The 17,543-nt window shown below is 71.6% G+C and carries 16 protein-coding genes; 4 read left to right on the top strand and 12 right to left on the bottom strand.

From position 1 onward, the window contains the following. Positions 1-51: 51 nt before the first annotated feature. Positions 52-1,449: a S28 family serine protease gene (locus DP939_RS14950; protein WP_113981295.1), complete on the bottom strand. Its 1,398-nt coding sequence runs from the start codon at positions 1,447-1,449 to the stop codon at positions 52-54. 152 nt (positions 1,450-1,601) lie between these two features. Between DP939_RS14950 and DP939_RS14945 the strand changes: the two genes are divergently transcribed. The 4 genes from DP939_RS14945 to DP939_RS14930 all read left to right on the top strand — a co-directional run bounded on the left by DP939_RS14945 (position 1,602) and on the right by DP939_RS14930 (position 6,010). Continuing rightward, positions 1,602-2,525, top strand: coding sequence for a shikimate dehydrogenase family protein (locus tag DP939_RS14945; RefSeq protein ID WP_199565177.1), 924 nt, complete (start codon positions 1,602-1,604; stop codon positions 2,523-2,525). 716 nt (positions 2,526-3,241) lie between these two features. After that, positions 3,242-3,874 carry a GOLPH3/VPS74 family protein gene (locus DP939_RS14940; protein WP_158578581.1) on the top strand — a complete coding sequence of 211 codons (633 nt, stop codon included), beginning with the start codon at positions 3,242-3,244 and terminating at the stop codon, positions 3,872-3,874. 64 nt (positions 3,875-3,938) lie between these two features. Continuing rightward, positions 3,939-5,417, top strand: coding sequence for an APC family permease (locus DP939_RS14935; protein ID WP_113981292.1), 1,479 nt, complete (start codon positions 3,939-3,941; stop codon positions 5,415-5,417). Continuing rightward, positions 5,414-6,010 (top strand): GNAT family N-acetyltransferase, encoded by a 597-nt coding sequence (locus DP939_RS14930; RefSeq protein WP_113981291.1) that lies wholly within the window; start codon positions 5,414-5,416, stop codon positions 6,008-6,010. The genes DP939_RS14935 and DP939_RS14930 overlap by 4 nt, the downstream gene beginning before the upstream one ends. A 66-nt stretch (positions 6,011-6,076) precedes the next feature. Here DP939_RS14930 and DP939_RS14925 read toward each other — a convergent pair whose 3' ends face one another. From DP939_RS14925 to DP939_RS14875, 11 genes are all read right to left on the bottom strand, one after another. Continuing rightward, entirely contained in the window at positions 6,077-6,421 is a 345-nt protein-coding gene (locus DP939_RS14925) for a hypothetical protein (RefSeq protein ID WP_113981290.1), read from the bottom strand. Positions 6,422-6,751: 330 nt separating this feature from the next. Then, positions 6,752-7,498 carry a glycoside hydrolase family 25 protein gene (locus DP939_RS14920; RefSeq protein ID WP_113981289.1) on the bottom strand — a complete coding sequence of 249 codons (747 nt, stop codon included), beginning with the start codon at positions 7,496-7,498 and terminating at the stop codon, positions 6,752-6,754. A 341-nt stretch (positions 7,499-7,839) separates the two neighbouring features. Further along, a complete protein-coding gene (locus tag DP939_RS14915; RefSeq protein WP_199565176.1) occupies positions 7,840-9,351 on the bottom strand; it encodes an FAD-dependent oxidoreductase in 1,512 nt (503 codons plus the stop codon). After that, positions 9,344-9,952 (bottom strand): PadR family transcriptional regulator, encoded by a 609-nt coding sequence (locus DP939_RS14910; protein ID WP_113981288.1) that lies wholly within the window; start codon positions 9,950-9,952, stop codon positions 9,344-9,346. The genes DP939_RS14915 and DP939_RS14910 overlap by 8 nt, the downstream gene beginning before the upstream one ends. A 74-nt stretch (positions 9,953-10,026) precedes the next feature. Continuing rightward, the gene (locus DP939_RS14905; RefSeq protein WP_113981287.1) at positions 10,027-11,007 is read right to left on the bottom strand and encodes a helix-turn-helix domain-containing protein; all 981 of its coding nucleotides are present in this window, start codon (positions 11,005-11,007) and stop codon (positions 10,027-10,029) included. Positions 11,008-11,060: 53 nt separating this feature from the next. Then, complete coding sequence (locus DP939_RS14900; protein ID WP_113981286.1) at positions 11,061-11,804, bottom strand: SDR family NAD(P)-dependent oxidoreductase; 744 nt, start codon at positions 11,802-11,804, stop codon at positions 11,061-11,063. Further along, a complete protein-coding gene (locus DP939_RS14895; protein ID WP_113981285.1) occupies positions 11,801-12,880 on the bottom strand; it encodes a 2,3-butanediol dehydrogenase in 1,080 nt (359 codons plus the stop codon). Before DP939_RS14895 ends, DP939_RS14900 begins: the two co-directional genes overlap by 4 nt. Beyond that, the gene (locus DP939_RS14890) at positions 12,877-14,160 is read right to left on the bottom strand and encodes an MFS transporter (protein WP_113981284.1); all 1,284 of its coding nucleotides are present in this window, start codon (positions 14,158-14,160) and stop codon (positions 12,877-12,879) included. Before DP939_RS14890 ends, DP939_RS14895 begins: the two co-directional genes overlap by 4 nt. A gap of 7 nt (positions 14,161-14,167) precedes the next feature. Next, positions 14,168-14,701: a 2,4'-dihydroxyacetophenone dioxygenase family protein gene (locus DP939_RS14885; RefSeq protein ID WP_113981283.1), complete on the bottom strand. Its 534-nt coding sequence runs from the start codon at positions 14,699-14,701 to the stop codon at positions 14,168-14,170. Positions 14,702-14,816: 115 nt separating this feature from the next. Beyond that, positions 14,817-15,353 carry an NUDIX hydrolase family protein gene (locus DP939_RS14880; RefSeq protein WP_263972316.1) on the bottom strand — a complete coding sequence of 179 codons (537 nt, stop codon included), beginning with the start codon at positions 15,351-15,353 and terminating at the stop codon, positions 14,817-14,819. 73 nt (positions 15,354-15,426) lie between these two features. After that, complete coding sequence (locus DP939_RS14875; protein WP_113981282.1) at positions 15,427-17,502, bottom strand: catalase; 2,076 nt, start codon at positions 17,500-17,502, stop codon at positions 15,427-15,429. Between the last annotated feature and the right edge of the window lie 41 nt (positions 17,503-17,543).

Here is a 17,543-nt window from a genome sequence, read left to right as displayed (position 1 = left end):
GAGATGGCGCCGCCCCGGCCGCCGGGAGGATGGAGGCCGGGGCGGAGCGGGCTACTTCATTCGGCGGGAGGGGAGCATGTCGTCGAGGGGGAGGCCGGGGGTGCGGTCGGCCGATTGGCCCGCTGGGACGCCTGCCCAGCGTAGGAGGGTGGCGGTGGCCTCGGCGCGGTCGGGCTCGGCGAGGGCGGCGATGTTGGCCCCGTGGTTGGCGCCCGGCGCGACGTACAGCGCCGAGTCGCGGCCGCTGGGCGTGAAGCGCTCCGCGCCCCACGGGTCGTTCTGGCCGTAGACGAACATCATCCGCTCCGAGCGGGTGCGCACCCAGTGGTCCACGTCGAGCATGGGCCACGGGTCGTGCCGGGAGCGCAGCTCGGCGGGGAGCACGGAGTTGGGCTGGTTGAGGTTCTTGTAGTGCAGCAGCCCGCGCAGGTGCCGGTAGCTCATGGTGGCCCAGCCGAGCTGGGTGGCCGCCTGGTAGTAGTACGGCGTGTAACGCTCCTGGCCCTGGTCGGTGTAGAAGCCGAACGACGTCACCGCGTCGATCCAGGCGTACAGTTCCTCGTCCGTGGCGGTGGCGGCGGGCACGGTGGCGCAGGCCGCGGAGGTGCGGTACTGCCAGAAGGCCCACGCCGTGTCGAGGACGGTCATCTCGAAGGCGCGGTCGGCGGTGCCCAGGGTCTTGGCGAAGGTGTAGCCGTTGCGCGCGGCGTCGGCCTCCAGCAACGCGACCATGCGGTCCCGGCGCGAGAGGGCCTGCCGCTGCACCTCCTCCAGCGCCTTGCGGCAGGACGGCTCGCCCACCGTGTCGAAGAACCGGCCATAGGCGCGGTCGGCCGGATTGATGTGGTCGTTGGGCGCCACGTAGGCGACCACCGCGTCGATGTCGCGAGGGTAGAAGCGGCGGTGATACACCGAGGTCATGCCGCCCTTGCTGGCGCCCGTCTGGATCCACTTGCCGGAGTAGATCGGCTTGAGCGCCTGGACGATGCGGTGCTCGTCGGTGGCCGCCTGCCAGATCGTCAGGTTCCGCCAGTCGGCGGGCTCGGGACGGGACGGGGTGAAGAAGCGGTGTTCGAGGGAGACCTGGTTGCCGCCGATCAGCGCGGTGGGCTCGGTACGGCTGGCCCCGGGGTACGGCGGGAGACCGTAGCCGCCCGTGAACAGCACGGTGGGGGCGTTCTCGGCGCGGTGGAGCAGCGTGAGCCGCTGCTGGAAGGTCGCGCCGCGCGGGTTCCTGTGGTCGGCCGGCTGGGTGAAGCTCAGGATGAAGTACCGGTGACCGGGCACCGGCCGGCCCTCCGAGACCACCGTCAGCCCGGGGACGGCCTTGAGCCTTTCCACGATGTCATCGCCGGTGCCGGCCGCCGACGCGGACGCCGCCTGGACGGTGAGCGCGACGGGCAGCACCACGGATAAGGCCGCGAGTATGGCCAGTAGCCGATTTCGCACGGTGTACGCCTCTCGACGGGGGGCTGTGGGGCCTCGACGCTATACCGTGATCACACTTCCGTTAATACCTGCTTGTCCCATAACGTCGTGGCATATCACCAGACCAGGTAGCTACGTTGGACAGAGGGACCGGGGACGAAGGGGGCGCGGGGGTGAGCGGGAACACCGCGAGGATGGGGTTCGTGGGCGTGGACACGGCGAACTCCTCCATCCAGAGGGTCTTCCCCCTGTGGGCGCGCGAGCTGGCGCTGCCGACCGACGAGCTGGTGGGGCACGACCTGCCGCTGGACGCGCCCGACTCGGCCTACCGGGAGCTGGTCGAGGGCATGCGCGCCGACCCTGCGTACCGTGGCGCGCTGATCACCACGCACAAGATCCGGGTGTGGGAGGCCGCCGCCGACCTGTTCGCCGAGCTGGACGACTTCGCGCGGCTGTGCGGGGAGATCTCCTCGGTGAGCAAGCGCGGTGACCTGCTGGCCGGGCATGCCAAGGACCCGCTCACGGCGGGACTGGCGATGGTGGACTTCCTGCCGCGCGGGCATTTCGCCCGTACCGGGGCCGAGGTGGTCTGTCTCGGCGCGGGCGGGGCGGGGACCGCGATCACCTGGTGGCTGGCCCACCACGACGATCCGCCGCCCCGCATCGTGAGCGTGGACTCCGACCCCGCGCGGATCGAGCGGCTGCGCGGCGTGCACGCCAGGGGCGGCCTGCCGCCCGGGATGTTCGGCTACGAGGTGGCGGGCCCTGGGACGGACGCGGCGACCCTGGTCCGTCAGGCCCCGCCCGGCAGCCTGGTGATCAACGCCACCGGCATGGGCAAGGACCGCCCCGGCTCCCCGCTCCCCGCCGGTACGCCGTTCCCCGAGCAGGCCCTGGTCTGGGAGATCAACTACCGGGGCCCGCTGGAATTCCTCGCCCAGGCCCGCGCGCAGCGCGAGGAGCGCGGGCTGACCGTGGAGGACGGCTGGTCGTACTTCATCCACGGGTGGAGCCAGGCCATCGCCACGATCTTCGATCTGTCCCTCACACCGGACCTCGTGCACAAGCTCGCCAAGCTCGCCGAAGTGGTCCGCTGAGGCCCTTCACCCCACTTCTCACCCCACTGCCCGGCCAGATCGGGGCCATCCGCGTCCACGCGTGAGGCCGAGCGACCACCGCACCTCTCAAGCCCACCGGACCCCGGCCCCGGACACCGCCTCATGCGCGGTCGGGGCCAGGGCGGTCCCCGCGATGAAGGCTCTTGCCCGGCCGTTCGGTGGCATTTGGGGCATGCCGGAATGGCCGGCAGCGAAAGTGACCGGATGCGGACCTGAGCGGAAGTCCGCTGGACGGGGCCGTCTCGGCAGGTGGGAGGGGCGGCGCGACGGGCGGCGAGGACGCGCGGAGGGATGGCGGGGGCGGCAGCGGTACACCTTGCCCGCAGGCCCGATGGGCGGGTGCCGGATGCGGAGATCCCCTGGTGGTCGCGCGGTCGCGCCTCACCCGCCGACCGGGAACGGCGATCCGGAATCCGGGATCATTATGCCCCAAAACTAGATATAGGCCACTATCTTGTGTTATTACCGTCTTTATTATGAATGCACGAGAGATGGGGTAGCCCAGCAATGGCGATCTTTGATAGAAGTTTTCCCGCGCTGGCAATCGAATTCACCGCTGTAGGCCCCTGTCAAATCGGTTATCCGTTAAGGGCGAATAGTGAGTCCACCGATTCGGCCCCTTGCTCTCTGGGGACACCGGAGTTCGCTGCGGCGATCGCCGCACGTTCCGCGCGCCCCCGTGCGGGAGGCCGCGCGTGCTCGCTGACGACTTCTTTCTCATCGCCTGGGACACCACCAGGTCGGGCAGGGCGCGGCTGAACCAGCAGGCCACCGCGCTCGGGCTGGCCGGGGCGCTGATCGGCGAACTCGTGCTGCAGAACCGGCTCGCCCTGCGCGGGCCGCAACTCCGGCCCACCGCCCGGCACCAGGCCGCCGACCTGCTCTCCGATCGCGTCCTGGCCGAGATCAGGAACGCGCCCCAGCACACGGACGTGCGGACCTGGCTGGCCTACCTGGCCAAGGACGCCATCACCTCGGTGGCCGAGCGCCTCATCCGCGCCGGCCTGGTGGAACACGAGCCGCCCAAGCTGCTGCGGCGCAGGCACAGCCGCTACTACTCGCGCGACTTCGGCAAGGCCACCTGGCCGTCGATCCGGTTGCAGACGGCGCTGGTGAAGGGCCGGCAGATGACGCCGGCCGACATGGCGATGGCGGCGCTGGTCGACGCGTGCGGCCTGCTGGAGGCCGTGGTCCCCGACCCGGCCGAACGGCCCACGGCCCGCCGTTACCTGGCCGCCGTGCTGGCCGCGATGCCGCCGCCGCTGACCGACCTGACCAGGCATGTCCAGGCGGCGGTGGGCGACGCGGTGCTCGCCTACCGGACCTGAACCGCACCTTACCTGCGGTCGTCTCCTCCCCCCTCCCGGAGACACGCATCCAGAGAGGAACGCGATGCTCATCGATCATCCCGGCTCCGGCACGGACACCATCGCCGGAGCCTTGGCCGCCGACCGCCTCGGGGCGCCGTCGGTCGTCTATTTCGTCCTGTCGGCGGCGGCCCCCCTCACCGTCGTGGCGGGCGTGGTCACCACCGCGTACGCGGTGACCGGCATCACCGGCCTGCCGATCGCCTTCCTGGTGGTCGGCGCGGTGCTGGCGCTGTTCTCCGTCGGCTACGTGGCGATGGCCCGGCACATCGCCAACGCGGGGGCCTTCTACGCGTACGTCACCAACGGCCTGGGCCGCCCGGCGGGCGTGGGGGCCGCCTGGATCGCCCTGATCGCCTACAACGCGCTGCAGGTCGGCCTGTACGGCGCGCTCGGCGCGACGGCGGCCCCGCTGCTCGTGCAGTGGGCCGGACTGCAGATCCCCTGGTGGCTGATCGCGCTGGCCGCCTGGCTGCTGGTGGCCGTGCTCGGCGTGATGCGGGTCGATGTGAACGGCAGGCTGCTGGCCGTGCTGCTGACCGCCGAGGTGGCGGTCATCCTGCTGTTCGACGCGGCCGACCTGCTCAATCCCGCGGCGGCCGGGGGTGCGGCGGCGGCGCTGTCGCCCGCCGCGCTGTTCGCCCCCGGCGTGGGCGCGCTGCTGGTGATCGCCACCACCGGGTTCGTGGGCTTCGAGTCGTCCGTGGTCTTCTCCGAGGAGAGCCGCGACCCGCGCAGGACCGTGCCGATCGCGACGTACGCCTCCGTCGCCATCATCGCGATCCTGTACGCGCTCTCGTCGTGGGCGATGACGGTGGCCGCCGGCCCGGACGGCATCGTGGACGCCGCCCGCCGCGACGGCCCCGAGACGATCTTCGTGATGGCCACGGCGCACCTCGGCGACACGGTGGTGACCATCGCCAGGGTCCTCTTCCTGACCAGCCTGATCGCCGCGATGATCTCGTTCCACAACACCACCGCCCGCTACTTCTTCGCGCTCGGCCGCGAACGGGTGCTGCCCGCCGCGTTCGGGCGGACCGGACGGCGCACGGGCGCGCCCAAGGTCGGGTCGCTGGCGCAGAGCACGCTCGGCCTCCTCGCGATCGTCATCTACGCCATGGCGGGGCTGGACCCGCTGGTGCACCTGTTCTTCTACACGGGCACCTTCGGCGGATTCGGCGTGCTGCTGCTGATCGCCACCACCTCGGTGTCGGTGCTCGCGTTCTTCGCCAGGAACCCCACGGGCGAGAGCACCTGGCGGCGCGTCATCGCCCCGGTCCTCGCCACCGTGGCGCTGGCCACGATGGTGATCCTGGCGCTGGCGAACTTCGCCACGCTGCTCGGGGTCGAAGAGGGCAACCCGCTGCGGTGGGCGCTGCCCGCGATCTACGTGGTGGCCGCCCTGCTGGGCGTGGGCTGGGCGCTGATCCTGCGGTCGATCCAGCCCGGCGTCTACGGCCGGGTCGGCATGGGGGCCAAGGCGGTCACGGGAGGTGCCCCATGAGCGCCCCGGTACGTCCGGCCGCGGCGGCCGAGGCCGGTCCGGTCACCGAGCTGATCGCCACCGCGTTCGCCCGGCTGGCGGCCACCTCCTACCTGGTGCCCGCCGCCGCCGACCGGCACAGGGTGATGGTGGACAACTTCCGGATCTTCGTGGACCACGCGGTGGAGCACGGGCGGATCGAGGTCGTCGGGGAGGATGCGGCGCCGGTGGCCGCCGCGGTCTGGTTCCCGCGTACCGTGCCGCTGCCCGAGCCGGACGACTACGACCGCCGCCTGGTGGCCGCCTGCGGGGAGTGGACCGAGCGGTTCCGCGTGCTGGACACGCTGTTCGAGAAGCATCATCCGGCCGAGCCGCACCACCATCTGGCGTTCCTGGCCGTCCACCCCTCCCACCAGAACGCGGGGCTCGGCAGCACGCTGCTGCGCCACCACCATGCGCGGCTCGGTCCCGACGTGCCGGCGTACCTGGAGGCCAGCAGTTCGCGCAGCCGCGCCCTGTACACGCGGCACGGGTACCAGTCCCGCGAGCCGTTCCACCTGCCGGACGGCACGCCGTTCTGGCCGATGTGGCGGCCTGCGGGCTCCCCCGTCTGACGCGCCGGGCGGCGCCGCCCTCCGCAATGGCCCTGCGGAAGGACGGCGCCGCCGGCACGGCGTCCGCTAGGCGCCGATGGAGTGGGATTCCACGCGGGTTCCCGGCTCGCAGAGCAGCAGGTCGCGGGTACCGGTGAACTCCCTGGTGATGTCCTCGGTCGTCCTGCTGTCGGGGTGGGTCTTGCAGCGGATCCAGTGGACGTACGTGCCGTGCTCGCGGCACTCGACGAACGAGCCGCGGCCGTCCCTGACGGTCTGCAGGCGGCACTCGATCGGCGACTGTGCCCAGGTCCGGGCCGAGGTCTGGGCCGAGAACCCGGCCGGCGACGCGGCGGCGGCGGGGCCGCCGGTGAGCAGCCCGGCGGCGCACAGCGCCGGGGCGGCCAGCGCGATGATCACGCGTTTCACCATGTGAACACTCCTGATTTCGAGGTGCTGTGGGACAGGAACCACCGCGACCGAGGGTGATCATGGCCGCGGCATGTACACATGGTGAAGACGCCCGCCCCTCCACGGCCGTCACGGCAGGCCAACGCGAGCCAAAGTCATCTCAAATCTCGGCCATGGTGACCGGCGAACGCCCGCGAACACCCCAAGCCCCCGGCAGATCCCGACAATGCGGCTCTGCCACCGGATAGGCCGACTTTCCCGGCACCCGGCCGGACATGCGGAACGGGCCCCGGGGAGCGACCTGACGGTCTGCTCCCCGGGGCCCGCGCGTTTCGGGCCGACCCCTGCGTCTCAGGCGGCCGGACGGCCGAGCGAGCGCAGCTTGTCCGGGGTCAGCGCGGAGACGTTCTGGTCGATGGGCTTGTCGGAGTACTGGTGGATGGTCCAGGACTTCCAGTCGGCGGGCGGGGTGATCGCGCCCTTGTCCTTGCTGTAGTGGGCCACCCACAGCGGGTACTCCGCGAGCCCGGCGCCGTGGGTGTCGGCGAAGTTCCAGCCGCTGTAGAACAGCGGGGCCGTGCCGGTCTTGGACTTCACGTGCGCCAGCCAGGTCTTGGCCCAGGCGTTGACCTCGGCGGCGGACTTGCCGTCGGTGGTCTCCAGGTCCAGTACGAGCAGGTCGCCGGGCTTGGCGGGCTGGGCGTTCACCACGGACAGGAAGTGCTCGGCCTCGGCCACGGGGTCGTTGCCGGGATGGGCGTAGTGATAGGCGCCGCGCACGATGCCCTTGGCGTCGAGTTGCTGCCAGTGCCGGGCGAAGGAACGGTCGGTGAAGGTCAGTCCCTCGGTCGCCTTGACGATGCCGAAGGTCGCGGGGCTGGCCGCCCAGTCGTGGTCGGCCTGGTAGCCGGAGACGTCCTGGCCGTAGGTCAGGGGGGCGGTACGGCTCTGCGTGCTCTGCGCGGCCCCGCCGTGGTCGGCGTGGGCCGGCGCGGCGGCGGCGGTGAAGCCGGTCACGGCGGTGACGGCGGCGAGCAGTCCGGCGGCGGTGGCGGTGCGGATGTCACGCAGGAGACGGTCAGTCGTGATGCGGGGCATGCTGCTACTCCAAGGGGAACGTGGGGGGCAACGTGGGGGCACGTACGGCCGGCGGGGCATGCGCGCGCGGAGCCGTGACCCCCGGCCTGGGAGAGGTAGGCCGGTCGTCAGGAGGTAGGGACTCACGCGCGCGATGCCCGCGGTGCGTTCGGCCGGGCCGGAGGGAGCGGGGCGGCCACGTCAGCGTGGCGGCGAACCCACCTCGGCGGAACGGAGGTGCTCCGGCCGTCGGGGAACGGGGCGGAAACGGATCTTCGTTTCACTTCCCCGTCAACGCCTAGAAAGTTAGGCGGCGCTCCGGGAGCGTGCAAGTGCCCGCCACGGCCCCTTAACGTATTCCCCTACCGGCACGGGGTTTCGCACGCCGAGATTTTACCTTCGCCCGCCCCGAACCACGTGGTCAGCGCGTGTTCCAGGGTGGCCGGAGGCATGGGGTCCCGCGTGGTGGACACCCACGCGGTGTGGCCGTCCGGCCGGACCAGCAGGCCCGCGAGGCCGGGTTCGTCCGCGCAGCGCGCCCTGAGCGTGTCCACGCGGCCCGCCGCCGCGGCGGCGAACGTCCCGTCGGCGCAGTCCACCAGGACGCCGCGTCCCGCGCGCAGCAGCGCGGCCAGGCCGGTGGGCGTCCCGTCCAGCCCGGTCAGCTTCAGGTCGGGGGCCAGGCGGCCCAGCCACGGGTGGTCCTCCCCTGCGGCGCTTCCGGACGGCATGGCGTACCGGGTGCCGATGCCGGTCACGGCCTCGGCCAGGTGGCGGTTGACCGGCGCGAGCGCGGTCAGCTCGGTGATGAGTTCGCGCAGCGGGGCGAGCCGTTCGTCGTCCCCGCCGAGCAGGGCCTGGGCCTGGGTGTACCGGAGCACCGCGGCCCCCGCGGCGTGCCGTTCGGCGTGGTAGGAGTCGAGCAGCCCGTCCGGGGCCCGGCCCTGGACCGTCGCGGCGAGCTTCCAGCCGAGGTTCACCGCGTCCGCCAGGGCGACGTTCACGCCGAGCGCGCCCGCGGGCGGGTGGATGTGCGCGGCGTCGCCTGCCAGCACCACCCGGCCCGCCACGAAGCGGTCGGCCAGCCGCGCCGCGTCGCCGAACCTGCTCAGCCAGCGCGGCGGGGACAGCGGGACGTGACGGCCGAGCGCCTGGTCCAGGGCGGCCTGGAAGTACTCCGCCGTCACCGGCTCGTCGCGATCCTCCGGCGCGGCGGGGTCCTTGACGACGATCCGGACGTACCCCGGCCTGGGGATGACCAGGACCGCGCCGCCGGGGCCCGTGGTGACCCCGAGGGGCAGGTCACCGGCGACCTTGGGTTCGGCGTCGGCGAGGATCGTGTACCGGGTCGCGGGCGTGCCGGGGAAGCCGATCCCGGCGAGCTTGCGCACGGCGCTGCGCGAGCCGTCGCAGCCGGCGACGTACGCGGCCCTGATCCGCCGCTCCCCCTCCGGGGTCCGCGCGGTCACAGTGACGCCGTCCTCGTCCTGCTCCAGCGCGGTGACCTCGTGCCCGCGGCTGATCCGCACGCCCAGCTCGGTGGCCCGGTCCGCGAGCAGTTCCTCCACGCGCGCCTGGGCGATGCCCAGGACGTGGCGGTGGCCCGCGGCCATCGCGGTGAGGTCGAGCAGCAGCCTCGGGTCGGCGAACATCGTGTACGGCACGGTCGGCCCCTCGGCCAGGAACCGGTCCACGATCCCGCGCCGGTCCAGCACCTCAAGGCTGTAGGGGTTGAGGTTGAAGCCCCTGCTGTGACCGGGGTGGCTCGGGTGGCGTTCCAGGATCGTCACCGGCACGCCCGCCAGGGCCAGCTCGGCGGCCGTCATCAGCCCGGCGGGGCCCGCGCCCACCACGAGCACCGGCGGCTCAGCCACGGAGCTCACCGGCCTCGGTCGCCACGGCCTGCGGCCATTCCAGCGCGCCGGTCTCGATGTCGGCGATGATCTCCTCCACCCAGCCCAGTTCGGCCTCGTACATGCGCACCGCGTACTCCACCTCGATGACGAACAGCCGGGGCGCCCGCCCGCCGTCCAGGACGTCGGCGTGCGCGCGGCGCGCGTCGTCGATCAGCGTGCGCAGCGCGGCCGACCGCGCCAGCAGCGCCTCGCGGGCGCCCGTCTTGCCGAGCGCGCCCAGATAGGTCACGGCGGACACGAACCGGGGGTACTCCTGCGCGGGCGTGCGCAGCAGCTCGTCCAGCCAGCGCAGGAACTCCTGGCGCCCCACAGGGGTGTGCGCGTAGACCGTGCGCTCGGGCCGGTTGCCGCTGCGGGTGACCTCCACCGCGCTGATCCATTCGGCCCGCACCAGCGCGTTGACCGTGTCGTACAGGGAGCCCGTGGTCAGTTTGAAGGCGTGGTCGAGGCCGCGCTCGCGGAACTCCGCGGCCATCGCGTGCGGGTGCATGGGTCTTTCCAGGAGCAGCCCGAGGACCGCCAGGCCCAGCAGGTTGGACACCTTTCTTCGCGTGCTCATCAAATCCTCGCTTCCGATCGCTCGGATCCGAGTATATGGGCATGCGTGTACTCCGCCGGGCCATCGGGCGATGATCAGATGGTGGCGGCGCGGGTCTCGCTCGGGGTCTGGCCGAACTGCGCGCGGAAGACCCTGGCGAAGTGGGCCTGGCTGGAAAAGCCCCAGCGGTAGGCGATGTCGGCGATGGTCAGGTCCCGGCATGCCGGATCGGCGAGCTGGTGGCGGGCCTTGAGCAGCCGCCGTTGCAGGATGTACCGCGACGGGGTGGTCTGCGCGGACTCGAAGACCCGGCTGAGGTGGCGGACCGAGATGCCCATCACCGAGGCGACCCGCCCGGCCGTCAGGCACGGGTCGTGCAGGTGGCGCTCGATGTAGTCCTCGGCGATGATCAACTGGCTGAGCAGCCCGGTGGCGCCCGCCCCGCCGCCCGCCCGGTCCAGGGCGAGCAGGCGGATCAGGTCCATGATGGCGTCCGCGCCGCCCGGGCGGTTGTCGCCGGAGCCGGGGACGGGGGTGTGCCGCTGCGGGGCCAGCAGGCCGTCCAGCAGCGCCCGCAGCGTGGACAGCAGCGTGCCCTCACGGGCCGAGCCCCTGCCGAAGTGCATCGGCGCGGGCACGCTGCCGGCCAGGCAGGTGCGGGCGAACAGCTCGCGCGGGATGTCCACCAGGATCTGGCGCATGTCGGAGGAGAACCCGAACAGGTACGGCTGGCGCGTGTCGTAGAGCACCAGTTCGCCCGCGTTGACCGCCAGGCAGCCGCGTTCGTGCAGGAACACCGCCTCCCCCTTGACCAGCAGCGTGGCGAAGACCGAGTCCTTGGGCGCGGTCTTGGCCACCTTGGGGGTGCGCTCGACCACGTGCGCGTTGCCGGCGATCTCGGCCAGCCGTACGCCGTCCACCTGGAAGTTGGTCTGCCGGGCCAGCAGGCCGCGCTCGGAGTAGGACGTACAGGACAGGCCGACAAGGGCCTTGCGGTTGTACTCCTCCCAAAATCCGATGCGCTCCTCCGGATCGACCGCCTCGGTGGTGGCGCGCGAGATCACGGCGACTGCCATCTCGGTCTCCTCCCTCGTCACAGGGCGGGGCATATGAGAGCGCAACATAACCCTTAAACAGCCAGATATCCACCATCTACCGGTATAACCGCGCCATTGATATAGGAAGCGGCCGGCGAGCACAGAAAGGCGATCACCGCCGCGATCTCCTCCGGACGGCCGTACCGGTCGGCGGGAATGCGGGCCCGCACGGCCGCGGACGCCACCGGGTCGTCGAGCAGGCCCCTGGCCAGCGGAGTGACCACGAAACCGGGGGCCACCGCGTTGACCCGGATGCCGTCGGGCGCGTACTCCGCGGCGAGCGAACGGGTGAGCTGTGACACGCCTCCCTTGCTGGCGCTGTAGGCGGGCCGGTCCCGGCTGCCGGTGAAGGCGAACATCGAGGAGACGTTCACGATCGCGCCGCCGCCCCGGGCCAGGCCGCCGCGCGCCGCCTGGCAGGCGACCAGCACGGAGGTGAGGTTCACCTCGATCACCCGCTGCCAGCGCTCGATGTCGTACTCCTCGCGGTCCAGGCTGACCCCCGCGCAGTTGACCAGGTGATCCACGCCGGGCCCCGCGGCCTCGTCGGCGACCAGCCGGGTCAGCGCCGCCCGGTCGGTGATGTCCTGCTCGACCACGCGCACCCGCTCGTGCGCGGGCGGGCCGCTCTCATCGCGCGAGGGCAGGCCGATGGCCAGGACCCGCGCGCCGAGGCCGGCCAGCAGCGTGGCCGTGGCCGACCCGATGCCGGAGGTGCCGCCGGTGACGACGGCGTTCCGGCCGGCGAGCAGGTCCGGGTGGAACACGGGGCTCATCGAGGCGCCCCCCGGCCCGAGCCCGGACGTACCAGGATCTTGACCTCGTCGCCGCCGCCGTCCAGCAGCGCCTCGAAACCGCGCTCGACCACGTCGGCCAGCGGGATCGTGGCGGTGACCACCGCGGCGAGGTCCACGCCCTCCTCGGCGACCAGCCGGATCAGCTCGGGGTAGCAGTCCCGGTAGCCGACCGTGGTGATGATCGACTGCTCGTTGTTGACCAGCGCGAACGCGTCCAGGGTCACGGTCTCGGCGAGACCGACGAAGATCACCCGGCCGCCCCGCCTGGTCGCCGCCAGGCAGGTGCGCAGGGTCTCCTCCTTGCCGACGACCTCGAAGGTCACATCGGCGCCCTCGCCGGTCGCGCCCGCCGCGACGCGCAGCGCCTCGGCGCCCGCCTCGCGCACGTCCACGATCTCGGTCGCGCCCAGTTTGCGGGCCAGCCGCAGCCGTGACGGGCGCACGTCCGCGGCCACGATCCGGCGCGCGACGCCGTACCGCGCCGCGAGCAGCACGATGAGCAGGCCGATCGGCCCCAGGCCGAGGACCGTCACGGTCTCGCCCTGGCGGATGTTCGCCCGGCGCAGCGCGTGCAGCGCCACCGCGGCGGGCTCGAACACCGCGGCCTGCTCCAGCGACACGGTCTCGGGCAGCTTGTGCAGCATGTACGCGGGCAGCGTGGCCCATTCGGCCAGCCCGCCGTGCCCCATCAGCCCGGCGAACCCGAAGTGCCTGCACAGGTTGTACTCGCCCGCCGCGCAGCGCGGGCACATCCCGCACCGGTAGTGCGGCTCGACCGCGACCCGGTCGCCGGGCGACAGGCCCGGCACGGCCCGCCCCACGGCGGTCACCACGCCGCAGAACTCGTGGCCGAGGATCAGCGGCGCGGCCACCCCCGACTCCGGGTGCGGGGTGCCGACCGGGATGGCGTGCGGCCCGTCGGCGTACTCGTGCAGGTCGCTGCCGCAGATGCCGCAGTAGGCCACCGCGATGGTGACCTCGCCGGGGCCGGGTGCGGGTACCTCGACATCGAGGACCCGCACGTCCCTGGCGCCGTGCCAGACGGCCGCCCTCACACCGCCTCCCCGGCCACGGCCGCGGACGCGCCGCGGCGGCGGAGTACGGCGGGCGCGGTCTCGCGCAGCCCGAACGACAACACGATCACCAGCGCCGCGCCGCCGGCCGCGATGAACATCGCGGTGGACAGCCCCCACTGGTCGGAGGCCCACCCGGCGATCACCGGCGCGAGGAACCCGCCGGCCAGCTCGCCCACGCCCATGATCAGGCCGAGCGCGGTGGCCAGCGCGCCGCGCGGCACGGTCTCGGCCGGGATGGTGGCCATGAACAGCGTGAAGCAGCCGAGGCCGGTGTAGGTGAGGATCATGAGCCCGCCGAGCAGTACGGGATCGCTCACGTAGACCAGCGCGAACGGCGCGATCAGGGCCAGCACGCTGAAAAGGATCAGCGCCGGCTTGCGGCCGATCCGGTCGGAGATTCCCGGGGTGAGGAACCCCCACAGCACCCACGCCACCCCGAGACAGGTCATGACGCCGCTCATCGTCCCCGGGTCGTACCCCTTGACCGTCGTCAGGAAGGTCGGGGTGAAGGTGATCAGGATGATGAACCAGGTGAGGTAGCAGCAGGCGATCAGCATGCACAGCACGATGTTGCGCAGCTTCAGGACCGCGCCCAGCGGCGGCTTGGGCAGCGCGGGCTCGTCCACCGCCGCGGTGTCCAGCCGGGACACCGGGGGGCGTTCCTTGACGGACTTGGCGATCCACGCGGCGATCAGCAGCCCGGGGATGATCGTGACGAAGAACGCCGCCCGCCAGCCGATGGTCTCGGCCAGCCAGACCACCACGAGCGGGGCCAGGATGCCGCCCAGCAGGCCCGCGGACGAGCCCTGGACCAGGCCCATGTTCAGTCCGCGGCGGCTCTCCCTGGACGCCTCGGCCATCAGCGACTGCGCCATCGGCAGCACCGCGCCCTCCGCCACGCCCATCAGGGCGCGGGCGGCGAGCAGTCCGGCGAACGCGCCCATCAGCCCGGAGGCCGAGGAGAACAGCGAGAAGCACAGGACCGCGGCGATAAGGATGGGCTTGCGGCGGCCGAGGCGGTCCGACAGCCGGCCCGCGACCATCCCGGCCAGCGCCCAGGTGAGGGCGAGCACGCCCGACAGGGTGCCGAGCTGGGCGTTGGTCAGGCCGATCTCGGCGTCGATGTAGGGGGCGAGGAAGGCGAGCGCCTGGCGGTCGAAGAAGACGAATCCGAACGCCAGGAACAGGATGAGCAGCAGCCGGTTCTCGTACCGGTCGGCCTGACGGCCCGCGGCGTGACCCGCGTCGTGAGTGGTCATGGCGCGGTCAGCGGAAGAGGGAGTTGACGTAGTCCGCGCCGATGCCGACCTTCTCGTAGTGCTCGCGGCACATGGCGATGTAGTCGTGCACGTCGAAGTGGCCCTGCGGGTTACCGTCCTCGTCCAGCCAGATCAGCGGGCCCTTGACGATGAAGAAGGTCTTCATCGGCTCGCCGCTGTCGTAGGCGACCAGGGTGTGCCCCTCGCCGGGGGCCTCGTAGATGAAGTCGCCGGCGGTGGCCGTCCAGGGCCGCTCCAGGTATCCCCACTTGCCGGAGATGGTGTAGGCGAACACCTCGTGCGGGTGGTAGTGGCGGTTGACCAGCCCGGCTTCCTTGGCGCGCAGGATGTCGGCCCAGCTGTTGTCCTTGACGTTGATCCACAGCGGGCGGGAGCCGACCGTGTCCGTGAACGGCACGTAGTACCGGTCGTCGTCGGTGGCCACCTGGGAGAGGTAGACCTCGGGCAACGCGTCGGGCTTCTGGGAGTTCTGGATGGGCTTGAGGTCCTTCCAGAACTCGTTCGAGGCGTTTTCGGGCATTGTTAACGGTTCCTTTCACCGGTCGATGCCCGAGAGTGAACCGCGTCACGCCCGGCTGTGTCTTTCCCCAGCCGGACACCGGGCTTGCCGGTTCAGGACCCCTGTGCGCGCCGCCTCACGGAAGCCGGCCGACGTGGGCGAGCGCCTGCTTGAGCAGGACGCCCTGCCCGCCGGTCATCTCCTGCTGCACCGCCGGGGAGGCCGCCTCCTCCGGGGTGAACCAGATGAGGTCGAGCGCGTCCTGGCGGGGGCGGCAGTCGCCCGCGACGGGCACGATGTAGGCCAGCGACACGGCGTGCTGGCGAGGGTCGTGATACGGCGAGACCCCCGCCGTCGGGAAGTACTCGGCGATGGTGAACGGCTGCGGCGAGGGCGGCACCTGGGGCAGCGCCACCGGGCCGAGATCCTTCTCCAGGTGGCGCATGAGCGCGTCGCGCACCCGCTCGTGCAGCAGCACCCGCCCGGACACCAGGGCACGGCTGACCGCCCCGTCCGATCCGATGCGCAGCAGCAGGCCGACGCGGGTCACCGCGCCGCACTCGTCGAGCCGCACGGGGACGGCGTCGACGTAGAGGATCGGCATCCGCCCGCGGATCGACTCCAGTTCGCCGGGAGCGAGCCAGCCGGGCACGGTTTCGGTCATTTCGGTCACCAGGCAATCGTACTTGCCCGGCCGCTCCCGCACCGGTCACCGGCGTGACCCGCGTGCCGGTCTTCAGGGGCTCTCAGGCGGGTACGCCGGAGATGTCCCGGTCGAAGTGCCGGTGGGCGGCGATGGCCGCGCCGAACTCCCGCTCGAACGCGTCGCCGGTCGTGTCCGGTCCCACCACCCCCGGGCCCGGGGGCAGCGCCGCCGCCTCCAGCAGGGCGCGTCCGCCCGGAAGCGCGGCGACGGCCTTGCCGTGCTTGAACGCCTCGCGCACGAAGTGCACCGCGTACGCGTCGGCGGCCAGGCCCCCGCCGTCGGCGAGCAGCACCGCGTCGTAGAGCACCGAGGAGGCCGTGGTGAGCTGCCGGTCGGCGGTCAGCCCGGCCACCGTCCCCTCGTGCGGGGCCAGGATCTCGCAGATCGCGCCCTGGCCGGTGAGCGCGCCGCGGACCGGCTCCAGCTCGCTCGCGGCGGTGTCGTCGGAGACCAGGACGGCGATCTTGCGGGTGGCGATCGTGTCGCGCGGCGCGTTCGCCTGGCTCAGCGCGGGCGACATCTTGCCGTGGTTGCCGGTGCCGCCCTGCGGCACCTCCAGCCCCAGCCCCGCAGCGACGCCCTCGGCCAGCGTCTGGTCGATGTGGATCAGGTGGGCGAGGACCTTCTCCTTGATGTACCGCCGCTCCACGTGGCCCAGCTCGAACAGGAAGGCCGCCACGATGTGCTGCTTCTCCCAGGGCGACATGCTGTTCCAGAACAGCGTGGCCTGGCTGTAGTGGTCCTCGAAGCTGGGGCTGCGCTTGCGGATCTTGTTGCCGTCCACCCGCTCCTGGTAGTGCTGGAAGACCCCGTCCCACTCCCCGCTCTTGGCGGCGGTCATCGGGCAGCCGCCGCTGATCGAGTTGACCGAGTAGCTGGTCCGGCTCTGGTGGATCATGTGCTGGTGGTAGCCGTCCCGCTGGTCGTTGTGCACCGGCGCGATCGGGCGGTTGACCGGGATCTGCGGGAAGTTCGGCCCGGCCAGGCGGATGAGCTGGGTGTCCAGGTAGGAGAAGTTGCGGCCCTGGAGCAGGGGGTCGTTGGTGAAGTCGATGCCGGGCACGATGTTGGCGGTGTGGAAGGCGACCTGCTCGGTCTCGGCGAAGAAGTTCTCGGGGTTGCGGTCGAGGACCATCTTGCCGACCGGGCGTACCGGGACCTCCTCCTCGGGGATGATCTTGGTGGCGTCGAGCAGGTCGAAGTCGAACTTGTGCTCGTCGGCCTCCGGCACGAGCTGCACGCCCAGCTCGTACTCCGGGTACGCGCCGCGCTCGATCGCCTCCCACAGGTCCCGGCGATTGAAGTCGGGGTCGTTGCCCTGGATGCGCAGCACCTCGTCCCACACCAGCGAGTGGGTGCCGAGCACCGGCTTCCAGTGGAACTTCACGAACGTGCCCCGGCCCTCGGCGCCGACCAGCCGGAAGGTGTGCACGCCGAAGCCCTGCATCATGCGGTAGCTGCGCGGGATCGCCCGGTCCGACATCAGCCACATGATCATGTGCAGGCTCTCCGGCTGGAGCTGCACGAAGTCCCAGAACGTGTCGTGCGCCGACTGGGCCTGCGGGATCTCGTTGTGCGGCTCCGGCTTGACCGCGTGGACGAAGTCAGGAAATTTGATCCCGTCCTGGATGAAGAACACCGGCATGTTGTTGCCCACCAGGTCGTAGTTGCCCTGATGGGTGTAGAACTTGGTGGCGAAGCCGCGTACGTCGCGCACGGTGTCGGCCGAGCCGCGCGAGCCCGCGACCGTGGAGAAGCGCACGAAGGTGGGCGTGACCAGCGACGGGTCGCACAGGAACCGCGCCACCGTGTACTCCGCCAGCGAGTCGTCGTACGCCTGGAACTTGCCGTAGGCGCCCGCGCCGCGCGCGTGCACCACGCGCTCGGGGATCCGCTCGTGGTCGAACCTGGTGACCTTCTCCCGGAAGTGGAAGTCCTCCAGCAGGGTCGGGCCGCGCTCCCCCGCCGACAGCGAATTGTCGGTGTCATCGATCCGGACGCCCTGGTCCGTCGTCATTCGCGTGTCGGTGGAGTCGATCCGGTAATCGTCCAGTTGCCGCTGCTTGTCGTCACTTTCACCGGCCACAGGGTCCCCCAGAGGATTGAGTGGATTCATCCGTTTCGGGGGCCACCGCGGTCCATACCCACCCTCACCGG

It is taken from the genome of Spongiactinospora rosea, from assembly GCF_003315795.1.
Taxonomy (GTDB): domain Bacteria; phylum Actinomycetota; class Actinomycetes; order Streptosporangiales; family Streptosporangiaceae; genus Spongiactinospora; species Spongiactinospora rosea.
This window is presented reverse-complemented; position numbering and strand designations above follow the sequence as displayed.